The organism is Gottschalkia acidurici 9a (genome assembly GCF_000299355.1).
GTDB classification, from domain to species: Bacteria; Bacillota; Clostridia; order Tissierellales; family Gottschalkiaceae; genus Gottschalkia; species Gottschalkia acidurici.
In genome coordinates this window covers 218656-236912 of sequence record NC_018664.1, presented here as the reverse complement: position 1 = coordinate 236912, position 18257 = coordinate 218656, and the positions used below count along the sequence as shown (strand labels likewise).

The window sequence follows — 18257 nt, the reverse complement described above, 5'->3', positions numbered from 1 at the left end:
TGCTTACGAACAAAGCTAGGTATCTGATACATCTATCTTTCATTTAAAGTAAAAAGCTTTTTTAATGCTGTGGTTTTTGTATTTACAACTGTTCTGTAAGATATACCCAACTTTTTTGCTATATAATTTATGGACTTTTCCTCTACATAAAAAAGTATAACTATATCTCGTTGTCTTTCCGTAAGTTCTAATAAACTATTCCAAAGTTCTCTTTGTTCTTCTTTTTTTACTATGATGTTGTCCTGAGTTAAGTTAGGATCTTCTAACATATCTACTAGTTCTAAATTTTCACCATCACTTATATTGTGATTTATAGATATAGAACTTTCCTTTATTTTATGTTTGTCTAAGTAATGAAACCTTAAAGCATTCTTTATATATCCTAAGAAGTGTTTTCCACTTTCTAGTTTCTTTTCTTGCAATATAGTTAATATAACTTCATATCCTTCTTGAATAAGGTCATCGTACATTTGATAATTATTATAGTATTTCTTTATTGACGATATTATCAGTGGTTTCAAATCTTCTAAAATCTCCTCTTTATATTTACTATCTATTGGTCCTCCACTTTTAATCTGTTCGTAAAAGTGATTTATCTTTATATACATACTTACCTCCGTTAGGAGTACTCCATTGTTTATTCCTAGGTAAGTATAGTTTATATATGTAGACTTATTTGGTAAATTTAGGAGTTGAGTAAAAGTCCGCTTAAGATATCTTTCAAGTCCGTTCTTTTCTATTTAGTGTATATATAAAGTCGTGCTAACTATGTAATAGAGTTTCATTAACTACTTGTATTTTTTTGCAATAAAAAAGAGCCTTGTATAGGCTCTTTTTTATTGTTTTATTGGTTTATTATTGTCCTAGTCCTTCTTTTCTTAAGATTTCAGCTTTATCTGTTTTCTCCCAAGATAATCCTAAGTCTTCTCTTCCGAAGTGTCCGTATGCTGCTATTTGTCTGTATACTGGTTTTCTTAAGTCTAAATCTCTTATTATTGCAGCTGGTCTTAAGTCAAAATGTTTTTTAACTAGTTCTTCTATTTTAGTTTCTTCTATCTTATTAGTTCCGAAAGTATCTACAAGTATAGATACTGGTTGTGCAACCCCTATAGCGTATGCAAGTTGAAGCTCACATTTATCTGCAAGTCCTGCAGCTACTATATTTTTTGCAACGTATCTTGCAGCATAGGCAGCTGATCTATCTACTTTTGTTGGATCTTTTCCTGAGAAAGCTCCTCCTCCATGTTTTGCATATCCACCATAAGTATCTACGATTATTTTTCTTCCTGTAAGTCCAGTATCTCCTTGTGGCCCTCCAACTACGAATCTTCCAGTTGGGTTAATATAGTATTTAGTATCTTCATCTAATAATTCTTTTGGTATTATTGGACTTATTACATTATCTTTTAAGTCTTTCTCTATAGTCTCTTGATCTATTTCTGGTCCATGTTGAGTAGATATAACTATAGCGTCTACTCTAACTGGTTTATTATCATGGTATTCTACTGTTACTTGAGTTTTTCCGTCTGGTCTTAAGTAGTCTAGTGTTCCATCTTTTCTTACATCTGTTAATCTCTTTGCTAGTTTATGAGCTAATGATATTGGAAGCGGCATAAGCTCTTTAGTCTCATTACAAGCAAAACCAAACATTATACCTTGGTCTCCTGCTCCAATTAGATCTAATTCATTTTTTTGCCCTTCTCTATGTTCTAAAGCTTCATCTACTCCTTGAGCTATATCTGCTGACTGTTCGTCTATAGTAGTCATAACTGCACAAGTTTCTGCATCAAATCCATACTTCGCTCTAGTATACCCTATCTCTTCTACAGTCTTTCTTACTAACTTAGGTATGTCCACATAAGTATTTGTAGTTATTTCCCCTGCTACCATCACAAGCCCTGTAGTTACTGTAGTTTCACAAGCAACTCTTGACGATGGATCTTTTTCAAGCATAGCATCTAGTATAGCATCTGATATTTGATCACACATTTTATCTGGATGTCCTTCTGTTACTGACTCCGATGTAAATAACCATTTTCTCATTTTAACATATCACTCCTTATATTTATTATTCACAATAAGACGCATATTGAGTATCTTATCCTTCTCATTGTTTATAATTCTTAATCCCCTATGTCGATAGTTTCTTCTATGTCATTGATAAGAATATTAATAACTCATGTAATTTCAAAAGTACATTGAAATTGGTTTGTTAACTAAAAAGGACCCTTCTAAAAGAAGAGCCCTTATTTCTTATTATAATAAGACCTCATCTTCCAGAACTCTAGTCCTGCAGGATTTAGCACCAAATAATTTAAATTATCGGTTGCCGGGTTTCATAGGGCCTGTCCCTCCACCTCTCTTGATAAGGTAATCAAGTTTTTTATTCTATTTTCAATAGAGTAATGTTACCACATAGTTTTTTTATGTCAATAGCTATCTCAAACTCACATGCTAATTACAGTCCTTCTTTCTTCATATACTTTCTTGAACTCCCAACAATACATGCAACATCGGCTTTTTTATAATAAGTTTTGTATTTGACTTTTAATCTATAAGTTCATCTCTACTTACAGGTACTGCTCTAAGTGTTCTGTTGATGCTTCTATTATCTTGCTTTCAGTTCTTACTAACTAATAATCTAACTTTAATATTCCAATACTAGTTTTACATCAGAAGCCAAAGATAATAGTACAGGACTTTGGAACGAATCTGCTAAGGCTCAATACGAAGCTAAAGTACTGCTAGTAATAACTATAATGCGAATACTCAATCACAGCAAAACACCAGTGTAGATCTTGTTATAGTCATGACAGATAAAAAGTATCACAGAGCTAACTGTAGAACTGTAAGACAAATAAAGCAATACGTTACGTCAAGTGAAGCTCAAGTCACGGTATATACTGCCTGTAAAGTTTGTAACCCTTAAGAGATGTATTAATTGCATATCTTTTTTTATACCTAAAACCCTCTCACTGCAACCTCTCTTCCATGATTATTATAAAAAGATCATGTAAGGATAATTTGCTCCACAGGCTTAAAAGACAAGGCTTTACTCTAGTATTCAGATAACCTATAACCTTTTTTAAAAAATTAACTAAAACTTTATTTCCCTTCAGGAACACTCGCGTGAGCCAGAAGGATAACTGAGAAAAACATTCGGTTGATCTTCGGTTCTTAGTGTAAAACTCTACCTTGATTACAATCTAAACATTTTAACCTGTAATAGGTATTTAAATAAAAAATAGTTTAATTTGACACTTAATTCTTTATGTCATATGATTGATTTATGCTAGCATTTGTAAATTTAATATTTCAACGTTGAAAAAACAAATGGAAAGGGTGCATATTTATATGAGAATGATTAAATCGTTAACCAAATATCTATCACTTTTTTTAATTGCTACCATACTCACTTTATCAGTTTCTATTGATTCTTATGCTTCTAATGACACGATTGATTCCACACAAACTTTGGATTTAAATAACTCTGATGTTACAATTAGTGATCCTAAAACACTAGATGAATTAGCAGAAAGCTTATCTGAAAAATCTAATATTAGTAAAAATGAAGCTAAAGAAATGCTTCAAAATAGTTTAGAAACAGATGCTATATCTTTACGTACTGCTAGTGGAACAGAATATAGGGAGATTTCTCAAACTATATTCGTAAAAGGTAAATATTACGTTCAAATGGTTTTTTACTGTGAAGTAAATAAATCTGGCCCTATGGTTATTCATAGAATTTTGAACTATACTTTAGATAGGGGTTATAGGGGTGGTACATATGGATTCCAGGGTGATATTTATGTTAATTTAGAAAATAGCAAGTCTATATACTATTCTATCAATGGCGATTTTTATAGGAATAGCCAATTAGGTGTTGAAGTTGGTGGAGGACTTGGTATTGGAGAATCAGGTACATTATCACTTAAAGTTTCAGGTAAACTAGATCACTTTGCTTACTTATACAATAGTGATAGAATCTCTTGGTGAAAGTAGGTAAATCTTCATGTCTTATATGGGATATCAAAATTTTATAAAAAACAATGCTCATATTTTACTACTTATAACACTAGCATTTTGGATACTTTCTTTATGGGTTGAAAAAATATTCACTCCTAATCATTTATGTCAAAAAATTTTATTTTCAATCTATATTGTAGTTGTATTTTTCTATTTAGTATCTTATTTAGTATATTAAAAGAAAATATTAATGAGTAAAATTCTTGTGTATATAAGTAAAAACAGAAAAATGGACAATAAGCTGAATATAGCTTTTTTTGTCCATTTTTTTACTTAATCGGGAATTAAATCGCTGCATGATTTATATATACCCTCTGGAAGAGTTCTGTTGTTTAAAAGTTATAAGTTGTCAAGAAGCTAATATTTCATAAAAAATGGGAATGTTCTAATAAAGCATATTCCTGTTTCTTATGCTCTAGAACCTCTTACAAGACTTATATTTAGTTTTCTAACCCAAGTTAATATAAAACTATACTTTATTCAATAAAAACGATTAAAATTTAGATACGTTCATTTAAATTATTAAATAAATTCTCAATGTATTCAATATCTAAAGCATCATCTTTAACCTTTAAAAGAAATATCTGATCTTTTCCTCTCTGTATATATACCATTATTTCATTTTCGTTATAAACATGAATACTCTTTTCTTCACCTGTTTTAGTATTCTCAAACATAAATTTAGTGACTTCATCATCAAAGTTAAATTCCTCACATTTTTCATATTCAAAAGAATTAAAGTATTCAAGTATTTTGTTTATGTGGTCTATATCATTGTCTTTTCTATAATCAGAATCTTCTCTATTATCAAAAGATAGTTTCAATCCTATGACTTGATCAAAACTATTTAGCTTAAAATCGTTAAAAATTACTTTTACATATTTATTAAAATCATAATATTTACTTATTAGTAATAATAAAGTTATTGCGACTGCAGCTAACTTAATTTTTTTTTGCAATAGACTAGACCCCCTTTTTCAATTAAATACTCTAGTAGCACTATTCGCACACTCATCACTCATATAATATCACACTATTACATCTTATTTCTAAAAGGTCAATACCTTCAACTTATAGACATAATCATAGTAAGTTATAAACCTCTAAAAAATACATATACTAAATAGATATAGAATCACTAACTCTCAGAAACTAGTCTGATAGTTCAGTACATCTAATTTATTAGTAATTTTAGATATCGGTTAATATAGAAAAAGACAAAAAAGCTAGATGCAAGCATTATCAACAATTATAAGAGTTATGTTAAAAACTAAGTCAGACTAGATAAGTATAAAACTAAGGCTAACATTATATAAACTCTGACTTAATATTAATAATAAAAATCTCTGTTAATGTCAAAAGATTTTAGTTAAAAATAGTTATAAAATTAGTTTAAATATTAAATTAAAGCATGAAGAAACAGAAGATCCGTATCCTTCTATTTTAAAATATTCAATTGTGTAAATTCATTTTTTATTCTTACACGTGTCTATAAATGCTTCTACAGAAGTTCTAAAGTATGCACATAGTTGTTCTATTTTACTTCCATCTGCATCTAGTAATTCTCCATGATTATTATGTAAAACTCCTTATAGTGCTGCAATCCCCGCATTGAAATATAAATCTCCGTATTCCACGTACATTTGAGTCATATCCTCTAATGCTTCTTTATCTTTAAAGAACTTATATAGACCTATATTAGCTAATATCTTATCAACTATATTGAAAGCTAAAGGATTATTTTTTATATGTGACTTAGATATAAAAGGTCTAAATAACTTGCTCAAAGCATTTTGATTAATACCTATAACATACCCAGTAACTTTAGATACATTATCTTTAGTCCTTTTAACTATATTAGTTACACTAAGACCTATATCTTTTATTTTACATACAATTCTATCAAGATCCTTTGAATTAACTCTTTTAATTTTTAGTTACCAAAGTATCTTTTAAGAATGGTCTGCCGAACTCTGCTTATCCTATCAATTCATAGTTTTGTTTATCTTTAGATACTTTTATACTTCTTAACTTTTTGAAAGAAGCAGCAGTATTTAAAAAAGCTAAATAGAATGATGTTAGTACCTCTAAGACTTCATCCTTACTATACTTCAAGAACTTATCATTAAAAACTAAGCCAGCAAATATTTTTATGTAATAATCATCTAATTATGCTACAACTCTATAGTCCTTTTAAATCTAATTTCTACACTTTGTACATCAAATACTTTCCTTCTATAATCTAGGACAGAATACAAAATGGCAGTTTATTAATGATACTGTTGTTTTAGCTCTTCTATAGTTTTTCATAATTAAACTATATAATTATATGTGTATGTTGTTAATTTATTTATAGATATTTTTAAAATCACCCATGTATTTAAAAGACTAAAAAAGGCTATTCATTTCATTAGTAAAGTGGTGAGCTTTCCGCCGACTTATTGTAATACACTTGTAAAGTAAACTAAACCTTTTTTGTTATATAATAGATATACGTTAATAATAAGAGATTTATATTCTAATCTATGAAAGGATGATTTCATTGAATAAATTTGTTAAGAAAGTAATGATAGGGCTTACTTCTATTACTATTACTTTTTCTAGTTTTAGTTCGGCACTAGCTATGCCCCTATTGTTACATGAGGATAAAACTAGTAAGAATCTATCTAGCGGTGTAGTACATGAGAGTATAAAGCAATTTCATGCTAATGGCTGGTGGAATATTAATGTACTTAGAGTAAATTTAAATGATCAATATACTAATATAGGAACTCTTTTTAGTAATAAAGGGATTTCTCAAAAAGATACTTTAACTAATATGATGAAAGATGATCCTAATGTTATAGGAGCTATAAATGGTGACTTTTTCTCTATGTCAAATCCAGGATTTCCTATAGGTCCTACTGTATCTAACGGTAAGATAATTTCTTCTCCAAAGTTTAATGAAGGTAAAGGAATGTCTCCTGTATTTACTGTTGACAATGCTAAGAATCCATCTATATCGTATTGGGATTGGAGTATCAATGTGGTAGCTGAAAATGGAAACACTCTACCTGTTATTACTATAAACAAAGATTCTGGTAGTCAACACCAAGCTATTGTATTTAATGATAGCTGGGGAGGTCTTTCTCATAATGGAAAAACAAGTGATGTAGTAGACTTAGTAGTTCAAAATGGTGTTGTAACAGAGGTGAGAGTTGGACAAGCTCCAATATATGTTCCTTATCAAGGTTATGTTGTGTCCGGAAAAGGTCCTGCTAAAGAGTTTCTTTTAAACAATTTTGCAGTTGGAAGTAAACTTACATTCCAAACTAGTGGTAATGTTAATTTTGATAATATAACTGCTGCTATAGGTGGTGGTAGCTGGCTTCTAAAAGATGGTGCTAAAACTGGCTTCGACATGAATGTAACAGGTAATCGTTCTAGAACTGCAGTTGGTATAACTCAAGATAGAAAACAACTTATAATGATGACTATAGATCAAGATGGAAGAAATAAAGTTTACAGTGGTGTGTCTCAAGAAGTAGTTGCTGATATAATGAAACACTTAGGTGCTTATGATGCTATCAACCTTGACGGTGGTGGATCTACTACTATGGCTGTAAGAGAGAGGGAAGATACAGGTGTTAAGCTTGTAAACATTCCTTCTGATGGAAATCAAAGAAGAATAACTAATGGTCTTGGAGTATTTGATAATGCCCCTATGGGTAATTTAAAATATCTAGAATTATCTACTGATGATACTAATATGTTTGCTAATACTTCTAGAAGCTTTTCTATAAAAGGATACGATGAGTTCTTTCATCCTATGAATGTAAATATAAATGATGTTAAGTTTACTGTTGAAGGTGTAGAAGGAACTTTTGAAGGAAACAAATTAATTGCAAGTTCTACTGGTATGGGTAAAGTTAAAGCTGAACTAAACGGAGCTACTGGTGAGATTCCAATAAATGTATTAAGTGGCGTGAAAGAAATCAAAACTGACTTTGATAAAATAGGTATAGGTACTTCTGCTAGCGTACCTTTAGGGGACATGTACGGTATAGATAATAAAGGCGTTAAGTCTAAGTTTAATCCTGGTGATATAAATTGGGAAGTTATAGGAAACGTTGGTAGCGTAAAAGATGGTGTTTTCTATGCTTCTGATAACTCTGCATCGGGTGCTATAGTAGCTAGATTAGGAGATGCTGTTAAAACTATCTTAGTTTCTGTAGGATTAGATAGTAGACCTATAAATGATCTTGAGTCTGTAGATGGAATAGGTGTTTCTTCTTATCCACAAAATTTAGTTACTGGTGGAGTAGAATTAAGTGGAGACAGCAAAGTTGGTAATGCTTCTATTAAGCTTAACTATGATTTTACTAAAACTGATCAAACTAGAGCATTTTATGCTTCACTAGGACAAGGAATTTCTTTAAGTAATGAAATCAGTGGACTAGGGCTATGGATAAATGGTAATGCTGACAACACTTGGGTTAGAGGTGATATAGTAGATTCTACTGGAAAGACTTTCAAAGTAGACTTTGCAAAGGAAGTAGACTGGAACGGTTGGAAGTGGACTAATGCTCAAATGCCAACTGGTATGAGTTATCCTGTAACTCTAAAAACAGTATATGTAGCTCAAACAGATCCTAATAATAAAGCTGCAAATAGTATAATGATAGACGGACTTTCTGGATTATACGCTAAGGATGTAAATGAAGAAGATAAATCTAAGCTTCCTACCTCTACTGTATTTGTAGATGAATATAACAAAAAAGCTGAAATGACAGAGGGTGGATATAAATTCTTAGCTTCTTTCGTATCTAATACTGATCCTTTTAGAAATATATTAGGTGATAATAAACATGCGTTTTTACTTGGAGGATTAAACCCAGCTATATCTAATGGATTAAATACTAGCATAGTGTCTTTAGATAATGGTTTTGAAGTTAAGAATGATAAGGACACTGCATTTATAAAAGTGAACAATGCTAACGGAGGTATAAGAGCTTCTAATTCTGAGCAATGGTTATGGCTAAAATCTGCATTAAGTAATGCTACCGAAAAAAATATAGTATTATTCTTACCTAGATCTATATATGGATTCAACGATAAGATGGAAGAAGAGTTATTCCATAATCTTATTAAAGAGTACAAATCTAAAGGTAAAAATATGTATATAGTATATGGTGGAAATAAAACCGCTATAGAGTTAAAAGATGGTGTAAAGTATTTTGAAATTAATCTTAACCAATCTGGAAATTATATTCAGTTTGCTGTAAATAACGGAGATATAACTTATGAAATACTACCTATAAAATAAGAAGTAGATACGAGGGGGATATCCCCCTCTGAATAATCTACTTCTATCTTTAATGTAGATATAAACATCATAGTAATAATTGTTAATATAATGGCTATAATTGAATAATAAACTTTACTTGTGTCCATTTTTATCCCCTTTCATATTTCATTTCTTTATATCCTTATTGTGCTCAAAAAATAAAATGCTAAACTCCAATATAACTTGAAATCTAGCATTTTTACATTTTATGAAACTTTATTATATAAAGCCATTTATATTAAGTTTTCCATCTTGTTATTTATTACTTCTCTTATAGCTTCTACCTTTAATTTTGACTCTTCCATACTTGTTCCCATAGCTGATATATATACCTTTAGTTTTGGTTCTGTCCCTGAAGGTCTTAGCGCATACCATGACTCATTATCAAATACATACTTCATTACGTTCTCTCTATGCAAATTAGTATCTTCTATTTTTCCTGTAGCAAGGGTTGTAACTGTTCCCTCTTTATAGTCACTTACTTGTAAAAGGTTGGAATCTTTTATCTTCTTACTATATTCATTCCTAAATGAATCCATGATCTTTTCTATTTTAGCTTTACCTTCTACTCCTTCTAATACTATTGAATATGAATCATCTGTAAAATATCCTACCTTCTTATATATCTCCTCGAGTGCCTCTAATAAAGTCTTTCCTTGTTTTTTATGGTATGCAGCCATTTCACATGCCAACATAGTTGAAAGCACACCATCTTTATCTCTAGCTTCTGTCCATGGTAGATATCCGAAGCTTTCTTCATATCCAAATTCATAAGTAAAGTTACCTTCTCTCTCAAAGTCCCTTATCTTTCCTGCTATGAATTTAAATCCTGTAAGGGTATCTATAGTCTCTAGTTCATAGTATTCAGCTACTTTCCTTCCTATTTCACTAGTAACTATAGTTTTTACTACTATTCCATTCTTAGACAATATACCTTTTTCTTTTTTCCCACTTAGTACATAATCCAGTAGTAGTGCACCTGTGTCATTTCCACTTATAAGGGTATAATCACCATCGTTATTTTTACTTACAATACCTATTCTATCACTATCCGGATCTGTTGCTACTAGAATATCTGCATCTACTTTTTTTCCAAGTTCTATAGACAATTCAAAAGACTTTGGATCTTCTGGGTTAGGATATGAAACTGTTGAAAAGTCAGGATCTGGTTTTGATTGTTCTTCTACTACATGTACGTTCTTAAATCCTACTTCTCTTAATACCCTTCTCACAGGTACATTACCTGCACCATGTAAAGGTGTATATACTATATTTATATCTTTATCTATATCTTCTCTTAGACTCTGTTTTTTAACTTTATCAATATATACATCGTCTATTTCACTTCCTATTATACTTAAAAGATTTTTTATTCTGGCTTCTTGTTCATCTATCATTTTTACATTTTCAATACTTCCAACTTGCTTCGCCTTTTCTACTACTATGTCTGCTTCTTTAGGTGGTAGTTGTGCACCATCGCTACCATATGCTTTATATCCATTATATTTAGGTGGATTATGGCTTGCAGTTATTACTATGCCTGTATCAGCTTTTAAGTGTCTTATAGCAAAAGAAAGTTCAGGAGTAGGTCTTAAACTTTCAAATAAATAAGTTTTTATATTGTTTCCACCTAGAACCAATGCAGATATCTTAGCAAATTCATCTGACTTATTTCTACAGTCGTAAGCTATAACTGCACTAAGTGGCTTCCCTTTAGAATTTTCTTTTAAGTAATCTGCAAGTCCTTGTGTCGCTCTTGCCACTGTATACCTATTCATTCTATTAGTTCCTGCTCCTACAATTCCCCTTAATCCTCCAGTTCCAAATTCTAAATCTTTATAAAATCTATCTTCTATTTCCGCCTGATCATTTTTAATAGTTTCTAACTCTTTTCTAGTTTCCTCGTCAATACTTTCATCTTTAATCCATTGATTGTACTTCTCTAAAAAACTCATAAAGCTTCCCCCTTGCATAACTTACTCTTACCTATTATTTCATTTACCCAATTTATACCCTCTTCAAAATATTTTTCACCTTTATATTCAAAGTTAGGCTCAAATATTATATATATGTCCTTATTATAATTTAATGCCAAATTTAAAGTTTCTTCAATATCTATCCATCCGTCTTCGCTCTTTTGACTTGGATGAACAGGTATATATCCGTATTCTTGCATACATTCTTTAGAAGTTACATTCCACAAATACATAACCTTCGTATATGGTAATAGTTTTTCTAGCTCCGTAAAATAGTCTAGACCATAAGTCTGACATACCATGTATAAATGTCCTATGTCTAAACATATTCCTAAATTATCGTAATCTTTAACCACTTCTACAAAGTCTTCTGGTTTATCGAATCTATTATTATAACTTGTATATTCTAAATAAATAGGCAATTCATATTGTCTACTTAACATATCTATTCTTTCTGCACTTTTGTTAGCAAAATGTCTAAGTTCATGATCAGTTATATTTTCATTCATGCTATTAGAAGTGAAATGTATTATTACATAGTCTGTAGGTAAAGATTGAGCCATCTTTAAATTTATTTCTAATATTTCAAATGTAGCTTCTCTTAGTCTGAAGTTGCTATTTAAGTAGTACGTAAGCGTAGGGTCTACTTGATGAAAAACAGGTGCATGATAACTCACTCTTATAGGATGATTTTTATTCATTCTAAGTAGTGAAGTTATATCACCTGCTCCTGAAAACTTATGACAAAGTTGTATTCTCTTATATTCATGTTTTTGAATGTACTCTACTCCAACTCCATGTATGCATATACCTAGCTGCGGATTCATTCATATCCCCCTTACAGTTTTAACAATTATTTAATATATATTATAGCATACGTCAGAGTATTAATTAAATAGTCTATATATTGCAGCTTTTGCTTCCCCTTTAGTCACTTTTCCCTTAGGATCAAACTCGTTTTCAGACTTACCTTCTAATATATCAAGTTTTATAAGTCTTGCTACATGTGGCTTAGCCCAGTCTTCTATATCTTCCTTATCCTTAAATACCTCTAGTGTCTTTTCTATATCTTGTTCGCTCATATTTATAATACTATCTTTATACTTAGTAACATTACTTAGAACAACTGCCATTTCACTTCTTGATACTTTAGATTCAGGTCTAAATGTATTATCACCATATCCATTTACAAGCCCTAGCTTCTTAGCCGTAGATATATAGTCCGCGTATTCATCTTCTTCACCTACATCTATAAACTCATCCTGATATTTTGTAAATTCTATACTACTATTTTTAAATATCTCTTCAAGCAATTCAGCCCTACTTATTTCTTGATTTAATTCACTATTAGCACCCTTTACAGCACTATCTTCTTGCTGTAGTACTATTGGCTTTATATCTATAAGTCCTATTACTCCACATATATCGCTATAGACTCTTTCTAAACCTTTATATCTTATTGTGTTCTCAAGTCCCTTTAATATTAAATTTACTCCTTCTTTATCTTTATTACTTAACTCTAATTTTGTACTTTTATTAATATTTTGTATAAGTTCATCTTTAATTTGTAATTTCAATTCCTTAAATTCTCTACTATATATGTCATAGAATCCTACTCCATATCCACTATGTATAGTTTCAACTATTATTTTTATTAGAACGTCTATTTTTTCCTCTTCATCTTCATAGTGGTTGTCTAGTGTATTTTTAAATTCATCAGGCATTATATCATATAGATTTTTTGCTAAAGTATCTATTTTATCATCATATTTTAAATAATCTAAAGATCCTTCTTTATCTACTAACACAGTTTTTATAATAGAATTTATTAAGTTCTCCTCATTATCTAAATCACTTAATTGAGGGATCTCACCATCTATGAATGCTATTATTTCACCAATCTTATCTAGAGTGAAACCTTTACTTTCTAAGTATGTTTTAACTTCAATATTACTCTCTAGCTCTTTTGAAATATTGTCTAGAAGCTCACTTTCACCATATATTTGATGGGCAACGTCTAGTCCTACTATAACTTCCTTATAGTATAAACTATTTATACCCTCTGCTAACTGATGAAAAAATTCTATTCTATATTCTTGTTTAGCCATAACCTCTATAGGTAATAGGATACTATTCATTACTATAGTTAAAGCTATAAATAAAGTAGATACTTTTTTATACATAAAACAACCTCCTTATAAGTACATTATAGTACAGATAAGAAGGTTCTTTTATTACAGTTTGAATACTATTCTATCCCTGTAATTGCAAACATAAGCTCATCTTTTAAAGTTAGTTTAACGAACTATATTTCTCCCATGATATTTCTTTGTCATATATAAATCCACAGATAAGAGATGTAAGAGGTGATACCAGTACTAACCCTATACAACCTACAAAAGTATGCAATATCTCTGCTGATATAGTCTTGGAATTTAGTATGTTCATCATTGGAGTTCCCTGAGCCATATATACCATCATAACTGTTATGTAACTACCCATGTAAGCAAGAAGCAATGTCGTAGTTTGACTCCCAACTACTGACTTACCAATATTAAGTCCAGACTTCACTAAATCTTTTTTAGATACATTTGGATTGTTTCTTACAATTTCTTCTAATGCAGATGATATATCTATAGCCAAGTCAAGTATAGCACCTGATGACGCTAAATATATTCCAGACTGAAATATAGCAGTTAGATTAAGATTCATAAATCCAGCATAAAGCAATGACTCTGACCACTGCATTACTGCACCATGTATTTTGAACAAATTGCCAAATGTTATGGCCAGTATACATGTAACCAAAGAACAGACTATAGAGCTTAGTATTGCAGCATATGCCTTTTTTGTAAATCCTGCTACCAATAGAAGTGTAGCGATAGTTAATATATTTCCAACAATTAATGCTATAAGTAGGGGGTTTAATCCCTTTAGCATTAATGGGATAAGTATTTTCCATATACTTAGCAACGCAAAAGCAAATGAAAGTAGAGTTCTAACACCCGTAAAGCCTGAAAATATAATAATTGTCAATGCAAACAGACCAATCAAAATTATTTCCTTATTTATACGATAGTGATCTATCATATTTCCAAGTATAATATTATCTTCTTCATCAAACTCTAACAAAACCCAAGCTTTATCTCCTACTTGAAAAATCTTATCAAATTCTAATTTACCTATTAATAAATTAGTTCCTTCAATTTGTTCTCCTTTATGAGTTCCTGTCTCTATTTCAATCAGACATATTTGACTACCTTGATTAATAATGCCTGTCTTATATATTCCTGAATTATCTGTAGAAATTACTTTTGCACGGACACCCTCAGAATTAAAATAAATTGCTTTTTCAAATCCAGTTGGTATAATACTTAGTATCGCTAGTATGATAATGAAACTAATAGTAAAGGCTACTTCTTTTCTATCTGCATTTTTAAGTATCTTAATCAAAATATTACTCCTTTCAAAAAATTAGGCTGGATATCTATCCAGCCTAATTTCATTATATTTACTTAAAACTATTATTTCTTAATCTTAGTAACCTGGATAAGCTTGTGAAATACATCTGTATTATCGTATGATCCACTGAAGACTTCCGCTCCTTGCCCATATGCGTATACTGGTACTGGAGTACCTGTATGAGAATATGATGTCCAACCAATACCTGCTTTGTTATTTAGTATATGAGTAAGTGTTACTGAAAGCGGATCATATCCACCATATAAAAGTTCTGTTTCTTCACTTTTGATACGCTCACTTTCAGACTTCATTGATTCAGCAAATCCATCTTTTAATTTTTTTAGCTCTAATTCGGATAGAACTAGTGCTGAATTTTTTTCACTTTTTGCTTCACCAGAGTTAGGCAAAACTAGACCAAAGTTTTCTGTAATAATTGGCATTACTTGTTCAAACGTCATATTAGGAGTTTTTTTCTTTAAACCTCCCATTAATTCATCAAAAGCTACATAAGACATCTTTTGATGATCAAGTATATTAAACGCTGTATCATAGCCAGTTGACGCATAGCCTATTGTCATACCGCCAGTCTCGTGATCTCCTGTTACAACTATTAATGTATCTTCTGGGTATTTTTTTGCAAAATCAAGAGCTACTTGAACTGCACTTTCAAGCGAAAGAACATCATGAATATTACTCTTTGCATCATTAGCATGACCTGACCAGTCAATCTTGCCTGATTCAGCCATTAAAAAGAATCCTTTTTCATTATCTAACACATCGATACCTTTCTTTACAAAATCAGCAAGAGTTAAGTCTCCTTTTTTATTGTCTATTGCATAAGGCATAGCACCACTATCTTGAAGTACTGGACTTACGGCATAAGTCTTTCCAGATTTATTATTAAGTGCCATTATATCTTCTTTTGTATCTACAATACTATAACCTTTATCCTTTAGAACTTCATAAGCATCTTTTTGGTCTTTATCTTTACCTGTTGGTTGACTTATTGAACCACCTGCAAAGTAGTCAAAACCTGAGTCTGCCATTTGCATCGCTATATCATAGTAGTTGCTTCTTGAAGCTACATGAGAATAGTATGCCGCTGGAGTTGCATGGTTTATTGTAACTGTTGATACTATACCTACTTTCATATCCTTTTGTTCCTTAAGTAATTCTGTTATAGCTTTAGGTTTTGTAGTCTTATCTGCTCCAAGACCTATAACACCACTATGTGTTTTTATTCCAGAAGAAAGAGAAGTAGCAGTTGAAGCAGAGTCTGGAGCAAAAGATGTTGAATCGTGAGTTGTAGCATATCCTGCTACTGGGAATTTAGAAAAGTTTAAATTTCTAGTATTAACCTCTCCATAAGTATTATTTCCTTCATATACCTGTGCTGAATTTACTTGAACATGACTCATGCCATCTCCAATAAACATAAATATGTATTTAGGAGCTTTTCCTGTACTAGCTGCATTTACAACATTTATTGATTGTGGAGCAACGCCTGATTCTTGGGTTTGTATAGCTCCTGCCATGATTGCTAGTAACATTATAGTACATAATGATGCTGATAAAATTTTCTTAAACATAGCTTAACCTCCTATTATTTATTTTCGTTTCAAAGTAATCATAAAACAATAGTATTAAATCTAGGTTAGACTAAAGTAAGCATATGGTTAAACTTATGTAAAATCCATAAAATACTGATTTTTATATTCTTATAGCTAATACCAGCTAGAGTATTTCATTTTATAATAAAACACCCCCTTATAAGTACATTATCGTACTTATAAGGGGGTGTTAAAAGATGTTGTGTTATCTGCTTATACCTCTGTAATTGCAAACATAAGCTCACCTTTACAAGCCAGTTCACCATCTACATAAGCTATAGCATCTGCTTTTCCTATTCCTCTTCTCATAGATGTTAACTCTACTTCTATTTTAAGCGTGTCTCCTGGTCTAACCTGTTTTTTAAATCTTACTTTATCTATACCTGCAAATACTGCAAGCTTCCCTCTATACTCTTCTAAAGACATAAGTACAACAGTTCCTACCTGCGCCATAGCCTCAACTATAAGTACTCCTGGCATAAGTGGATTTCCTGGGAAGTGACCTTGAAAGAAAGGTTCATTTGCTGTTACATTTTTCAGTCCTACTGCTCTTTTTCCCTCTTCAAGTTCTAATATCTTATCTACTAATAGGAACGGATATCTGTGTGGTATAAGTTTTTGAATTTGTATATTATCTAGCAAGCTTCCGCCTCCTTTTCTAATCCTTATTAATGCTACTGTGATTTAAGCTCATTTTCATCTGATCATAGAGCATCTTAGCAATTCCGATTCCACCATCATTAGATGTACTTATATTGCCCGCTATCTCTTGGTCAAACATATCTTCAAATATCTTTGTACCCTGACTTTTTGGTATTAATCCATCTTCTGATGCTGAGGAAGATCGTGCACTTTTCAACATCATATGAATAAATATAGCTTCAAAGTCTTGGCATGATTTCATTAAGGCTTTTTCATCTTTTGACATATCACTACTTTCACTTAACCTCTTTATATTATCCTCTTTATAAGTATCAGTAGGTATAAGTGCATTTGAGATTCCATCTATCATAGCCATCTACATCACCTCAAATTATCTTTTTAAGTTATTTGCAATTTGTAACATATCATCTGCTGTCGTTATGGCTTTTGAATTTATTTCATATGCTCTTTGAGCCGTTATCATCTTCACCATCTCATCTACTACTTGAACGTTTGATGATTCTAAGTATCCTTGTAGTATTTTACTTTCCATTTCTTCTGATGGTATGTCTACAGCTTCTCCCGAAACTTGTGTTTGCGAGTAAAGATTTTTACCTTCACTTAAAAGTCCTGATGGATTTATGAAGTCCACAAATTTTAGTCTTCCTATTTCTACTATCTCTCCATCTTCATCTTCAGCTGTTATGTATCCTAGTTCATCTATTTGTAACTCTTTAAGTCCTTCTTCTATTTCTATTATATCATCATCTTCACTTAATACATAGTATCCATCAGACGTAACTAAAAATCTTGATCCATCTTCTACACTTAATTTAAAGCTACCATCTCTAGTATACTTTATATTTTCATTTGGCATTTGAACTGAAAAGAATCCACTACCTTCAATAGCTACATCCAGATTATTTTGTGTATCTATTAGTCCTCCATTTTTGAAGTCTCTAGTTGTAGCAACTGTAGCTACTCCATGTCCAACTTGTAAGTTTACTGGTCTACCTACACCTTCATTTCTATTGCTTTTTTGCATATTTACATATAGTAAATCCTTAAACTCTGCTCTTTGACCCTTATATCCTGTTGTATTTACGTTTGAAAGGTTATTCGATATTACATCTACATTTAATTGTTGGGCTTTCATTCCTGTTGCAGAAGTCCATAGTGCACGCATCATTTTATTTTTCCTCCCTAAACTTTCTT

At 31.1% G+C, this 18257-nt stretch carries 14 protein-coding genes, 1 pseudogene and 1 riboswitch; of the genes and pseudogenes, 2 read left to right on the top strand and 13 right to left on the bottom strand.

What is annotated here, in order from left to right:
• Positions 1–32: 32 nt before the first annotated feature.
• Both CURI_RS14855 and metK read right to left on the bottom strand, forming a co-directional pair.
• On the bottom strand, positions 33–608 hold the full coding sequence (locus CURI_RS14855) for a sigma-70 family RNA polymerase sigma factor (RefSeq protein ID WP_014966444.1): 576 nt from the start codon (positions 606–608) through the stop codon (positions 33–35).
• Positions 609–855: 247 nt separating this feature from the next.
• Entirely contained in the window at positions 856–2043 is a 1188-nt protein-coding gene (metK, locus tag CURI_RS01125; RefSeq protein WP_014966443.1) for a methionine adenosyltransferase, read from the bottom strand.
• A 223-nt stretch (positions 2044–2266) separates the two neighbouring features.
• Positions 2267–2372, bottom strand: a riboswitch (SAM riboswitch).
• 982 nt (positions 2373–3354) lie between these two features.
• On the opposite strand from metK, the gene CURI_RS01120 reads away from it, so the two are divergent.
• Entirely contained in the window at positions 3355–3996 is a 642-nt protein-coding gene (locus tag CURI_RS01120) for a hypothetical protein (protein WP_041701345.1), read from the top strand.
• A gap of 530 nt (positions 3997–4526) precedes the next feature.
• On the opposite strand, the gene CURI_RS01115 is transcribed toward CURI_RS01120, so the two are convergent.
• The 3 genes and pseudogenes from CURI_RS01115 to CURI_RS15995 all read right to left on the bottom strand — a co-directional run.
• Positions 4527–4985: a hypothetical protein gene (locus tag CURI_RS01115; protein ID WP_014966441.1), complete on the bottom strand. Its 459-nt coding sequence runs from the start codon at positions 4983–4985 to the stop codon at positions 4527–4529.
• 630 nt (positions 4986–5615) lie between these two features.
• The gene (locus CURI_RS01110; RefSeq protein ID WP_014966440.1) at positions 5616–5813 is read right to left on the bottom strand and encodes a hypothetical protein; all 198 of its coding nucleotides are present in this window, start codon (positions 5811–5813) and stop codon (positions 5616–5618) included.
• A 393-nt stretch (positions 5814–6206) separates the two neighbouring features.
• Positions 6207–6336: pseudogene (locus CURI_RS15995) on the bottom strand (IS200/IS605 family transposase); the annotation flags it as partial.
• A gap of 232 nt (positions 6337–6568) precedes the next feature.
• Between CURI_RS15995 and CURI_RS01105 the strand changes: the two are divergent.
• Positions 6569–9331: a phosphodiester glycosidase family protein gene (locus CURI_RS01105; RefSeq protein ID WP_014966439.1), complete on the top strand. Its 2763-nt coding sequence runs from the start codon at positions 6569–6571 to the stop codon at positions 9329–9331.
• Between the two features lie 254 nt (positions 9332–9585).
• Here the strand turns inward: CURI_RS01105 and CURI_RS01100 are convergent, their stop codons facing one another.
• The 8 genes from CURI_RS01100 to flgG form a co-directional block, all read right to left on the bottom strand.
• The gene (locus CURI_RS01100) at positions 9586–11307 is read right to left on the bottom strand and encodes a phospho-sugar mutase (protein ID WP_014966438.1); all 1722 of its coding nucleotides are present in this window, start codon (positions 11305–11307) and stop codon (positions 9586–9588) included.
• Positions 11304–12155, bottom strand: a complete 852-nt coding sequence (locus tag CURI_RS01095) for a sugar phosphate isomerase/epimerase family protein (protein ID WP_014966437.1) — start codon at positions 12153–12155, stop codon at positions 11304–11306. The genes CURI_RS01100 and CURI_RS01095 overlap by 4 nt, the downstream gene beginning before the upstream one ends.
• A gap of 60 nt (positions 12156–12215) precedes the next feature.
• The gene (locus CURI_RS01090; protein WP_014966436.1) at positions 12216–13511 is read right to left on the bottom strand and encodes an S-layer homology domain-containing protein; all 1296 of its coding nucleotides are present in this window, start codon (positions 13509–13511) and stop codon (positions 12216–12218) included.
• A gap of 109 nt (positions 13512–13620) precedes the next feature.
• Positions 13621–14781, bottom strand: a complete 1161-nt coding sequence (locus tag CURI_RS01085; RefSeq protein WP_014966435.1) for a YibE/F family protein — start codon at positions 14779–14781, stop codon at positions 13621–13623.
• A gap of 71 nt (positions 14782–14852) precedes the next feature.
• On the bottom strand, positions 14853–16379 hold the full coding sequence (locus CURI_RS01080; RefSeq protein WP_014966434.1) for an alkaline phosphatase: 1527 nt from the start codon (positions 16377–16379) through the stop codon (positions 14853–14855).
• A gap of 234 nt (positions 16380–16613) precedes the next feature.
• A complete protein-coding gene (gene fabZ, locus CURI_RS01075) occupies positions 16614–17042 on the bottom strand; it encodes a 3-hydroxyacyl-ACP dehydratase FabZ (protein WP_014966433.1) in 429 nt (142 codons plus the stop codon).
• Between the two features lie 16 nt (positions 17043–17058).
• The gene (locus CURI_RS01070; RefSeq protein WP_014966432.1) at positions 17059–17418 is read right to left on the bottom strand and encodes a rod-binding protein; all 360 of its coding nucleotides are present in this window, start codon (positions 17416–17418) and stop codon (positions 17059–17061) included.
• A gap of 15 nt (positions 17419–17433) precedes the next feature.
• Positions 17434–18231: a flagellar basal-body rod protein FlgG gene (gene flgG, locus CURI_RS01065; RefSeq protein ID WP_144275980.1), complete on the bottom strand. Its 798-nt coding sequence runs from the start codon at positions 18229–18231 to the stop codon at positions 17434–17436.
• Positions 18232–18257 lie beyond the last annotated feature (26 nt).

Excerpts from the sequence above, each read along its gene's own strand:
- CURI_RS14855 (WP_014966444.1), bottom strand. The coding sequence starts at position 608 with ATGTATATAAAGATAAATCACTTTTACGAACAGATTAAAAGTGGAGGA.
- metK (WP_014966443.1), bottom strand. The coding sequence starts at position 2,043 with ATGAGAAAATGGTTATTTACATCGGAGTCAGTAACAGAAGGACATCCA.
- CURI_RS01120 (WP_041701345.1), top strand. The coding sequence starts at position 3,355 with ATGAGAATGATTAAATCGTTAACCAAATATCTATCACTTTTTTTAATT.
- CURI_RS01100 (WP_014966438.1), bottom strand. The coding sequence starts at position 11,307 with ATGAGTTTTTTAGAGAAGTACAATCAATGGATTAAAGATGAAAGTATT.
- CURI_RS01095 (WP_014966437.1), bottom strand. The coding sequence starts at position 12,155 with ATGAATCCGCAGCTAGGTATATGCATACATGGAGTTGGAGTAGAGTAC.
- CURI_RS01090 (WP_014966436.1), bottom strand. The coding sequence starts at position 13,511 with ATGTATAAAAAAGTATCTACTTTATTTATAGCTTTAACTATAGTAATG.
- CURI_RS01080 (WP_014966434.1), bottom strand. The coding sequence starts at position 16,379 with ATGTTTAAGAAAATTTTATCAGCATCATTATGTACTATAATGTTACTA.
- CURI_RS01070 (WP_014966432.1), bottom strand. The coding sequence starts at position 17,418 with ATGGCTATGATAGATGGAATCTCAAATGCACTTATACCTACTGATACT.
- flgG (WP_144275980.1), bottom strand. The coding sequence starts at position 18,231 with ATGATGCGTGCACTATGGACTTCTGCAACAGGAATGAAAGCCCAACAA.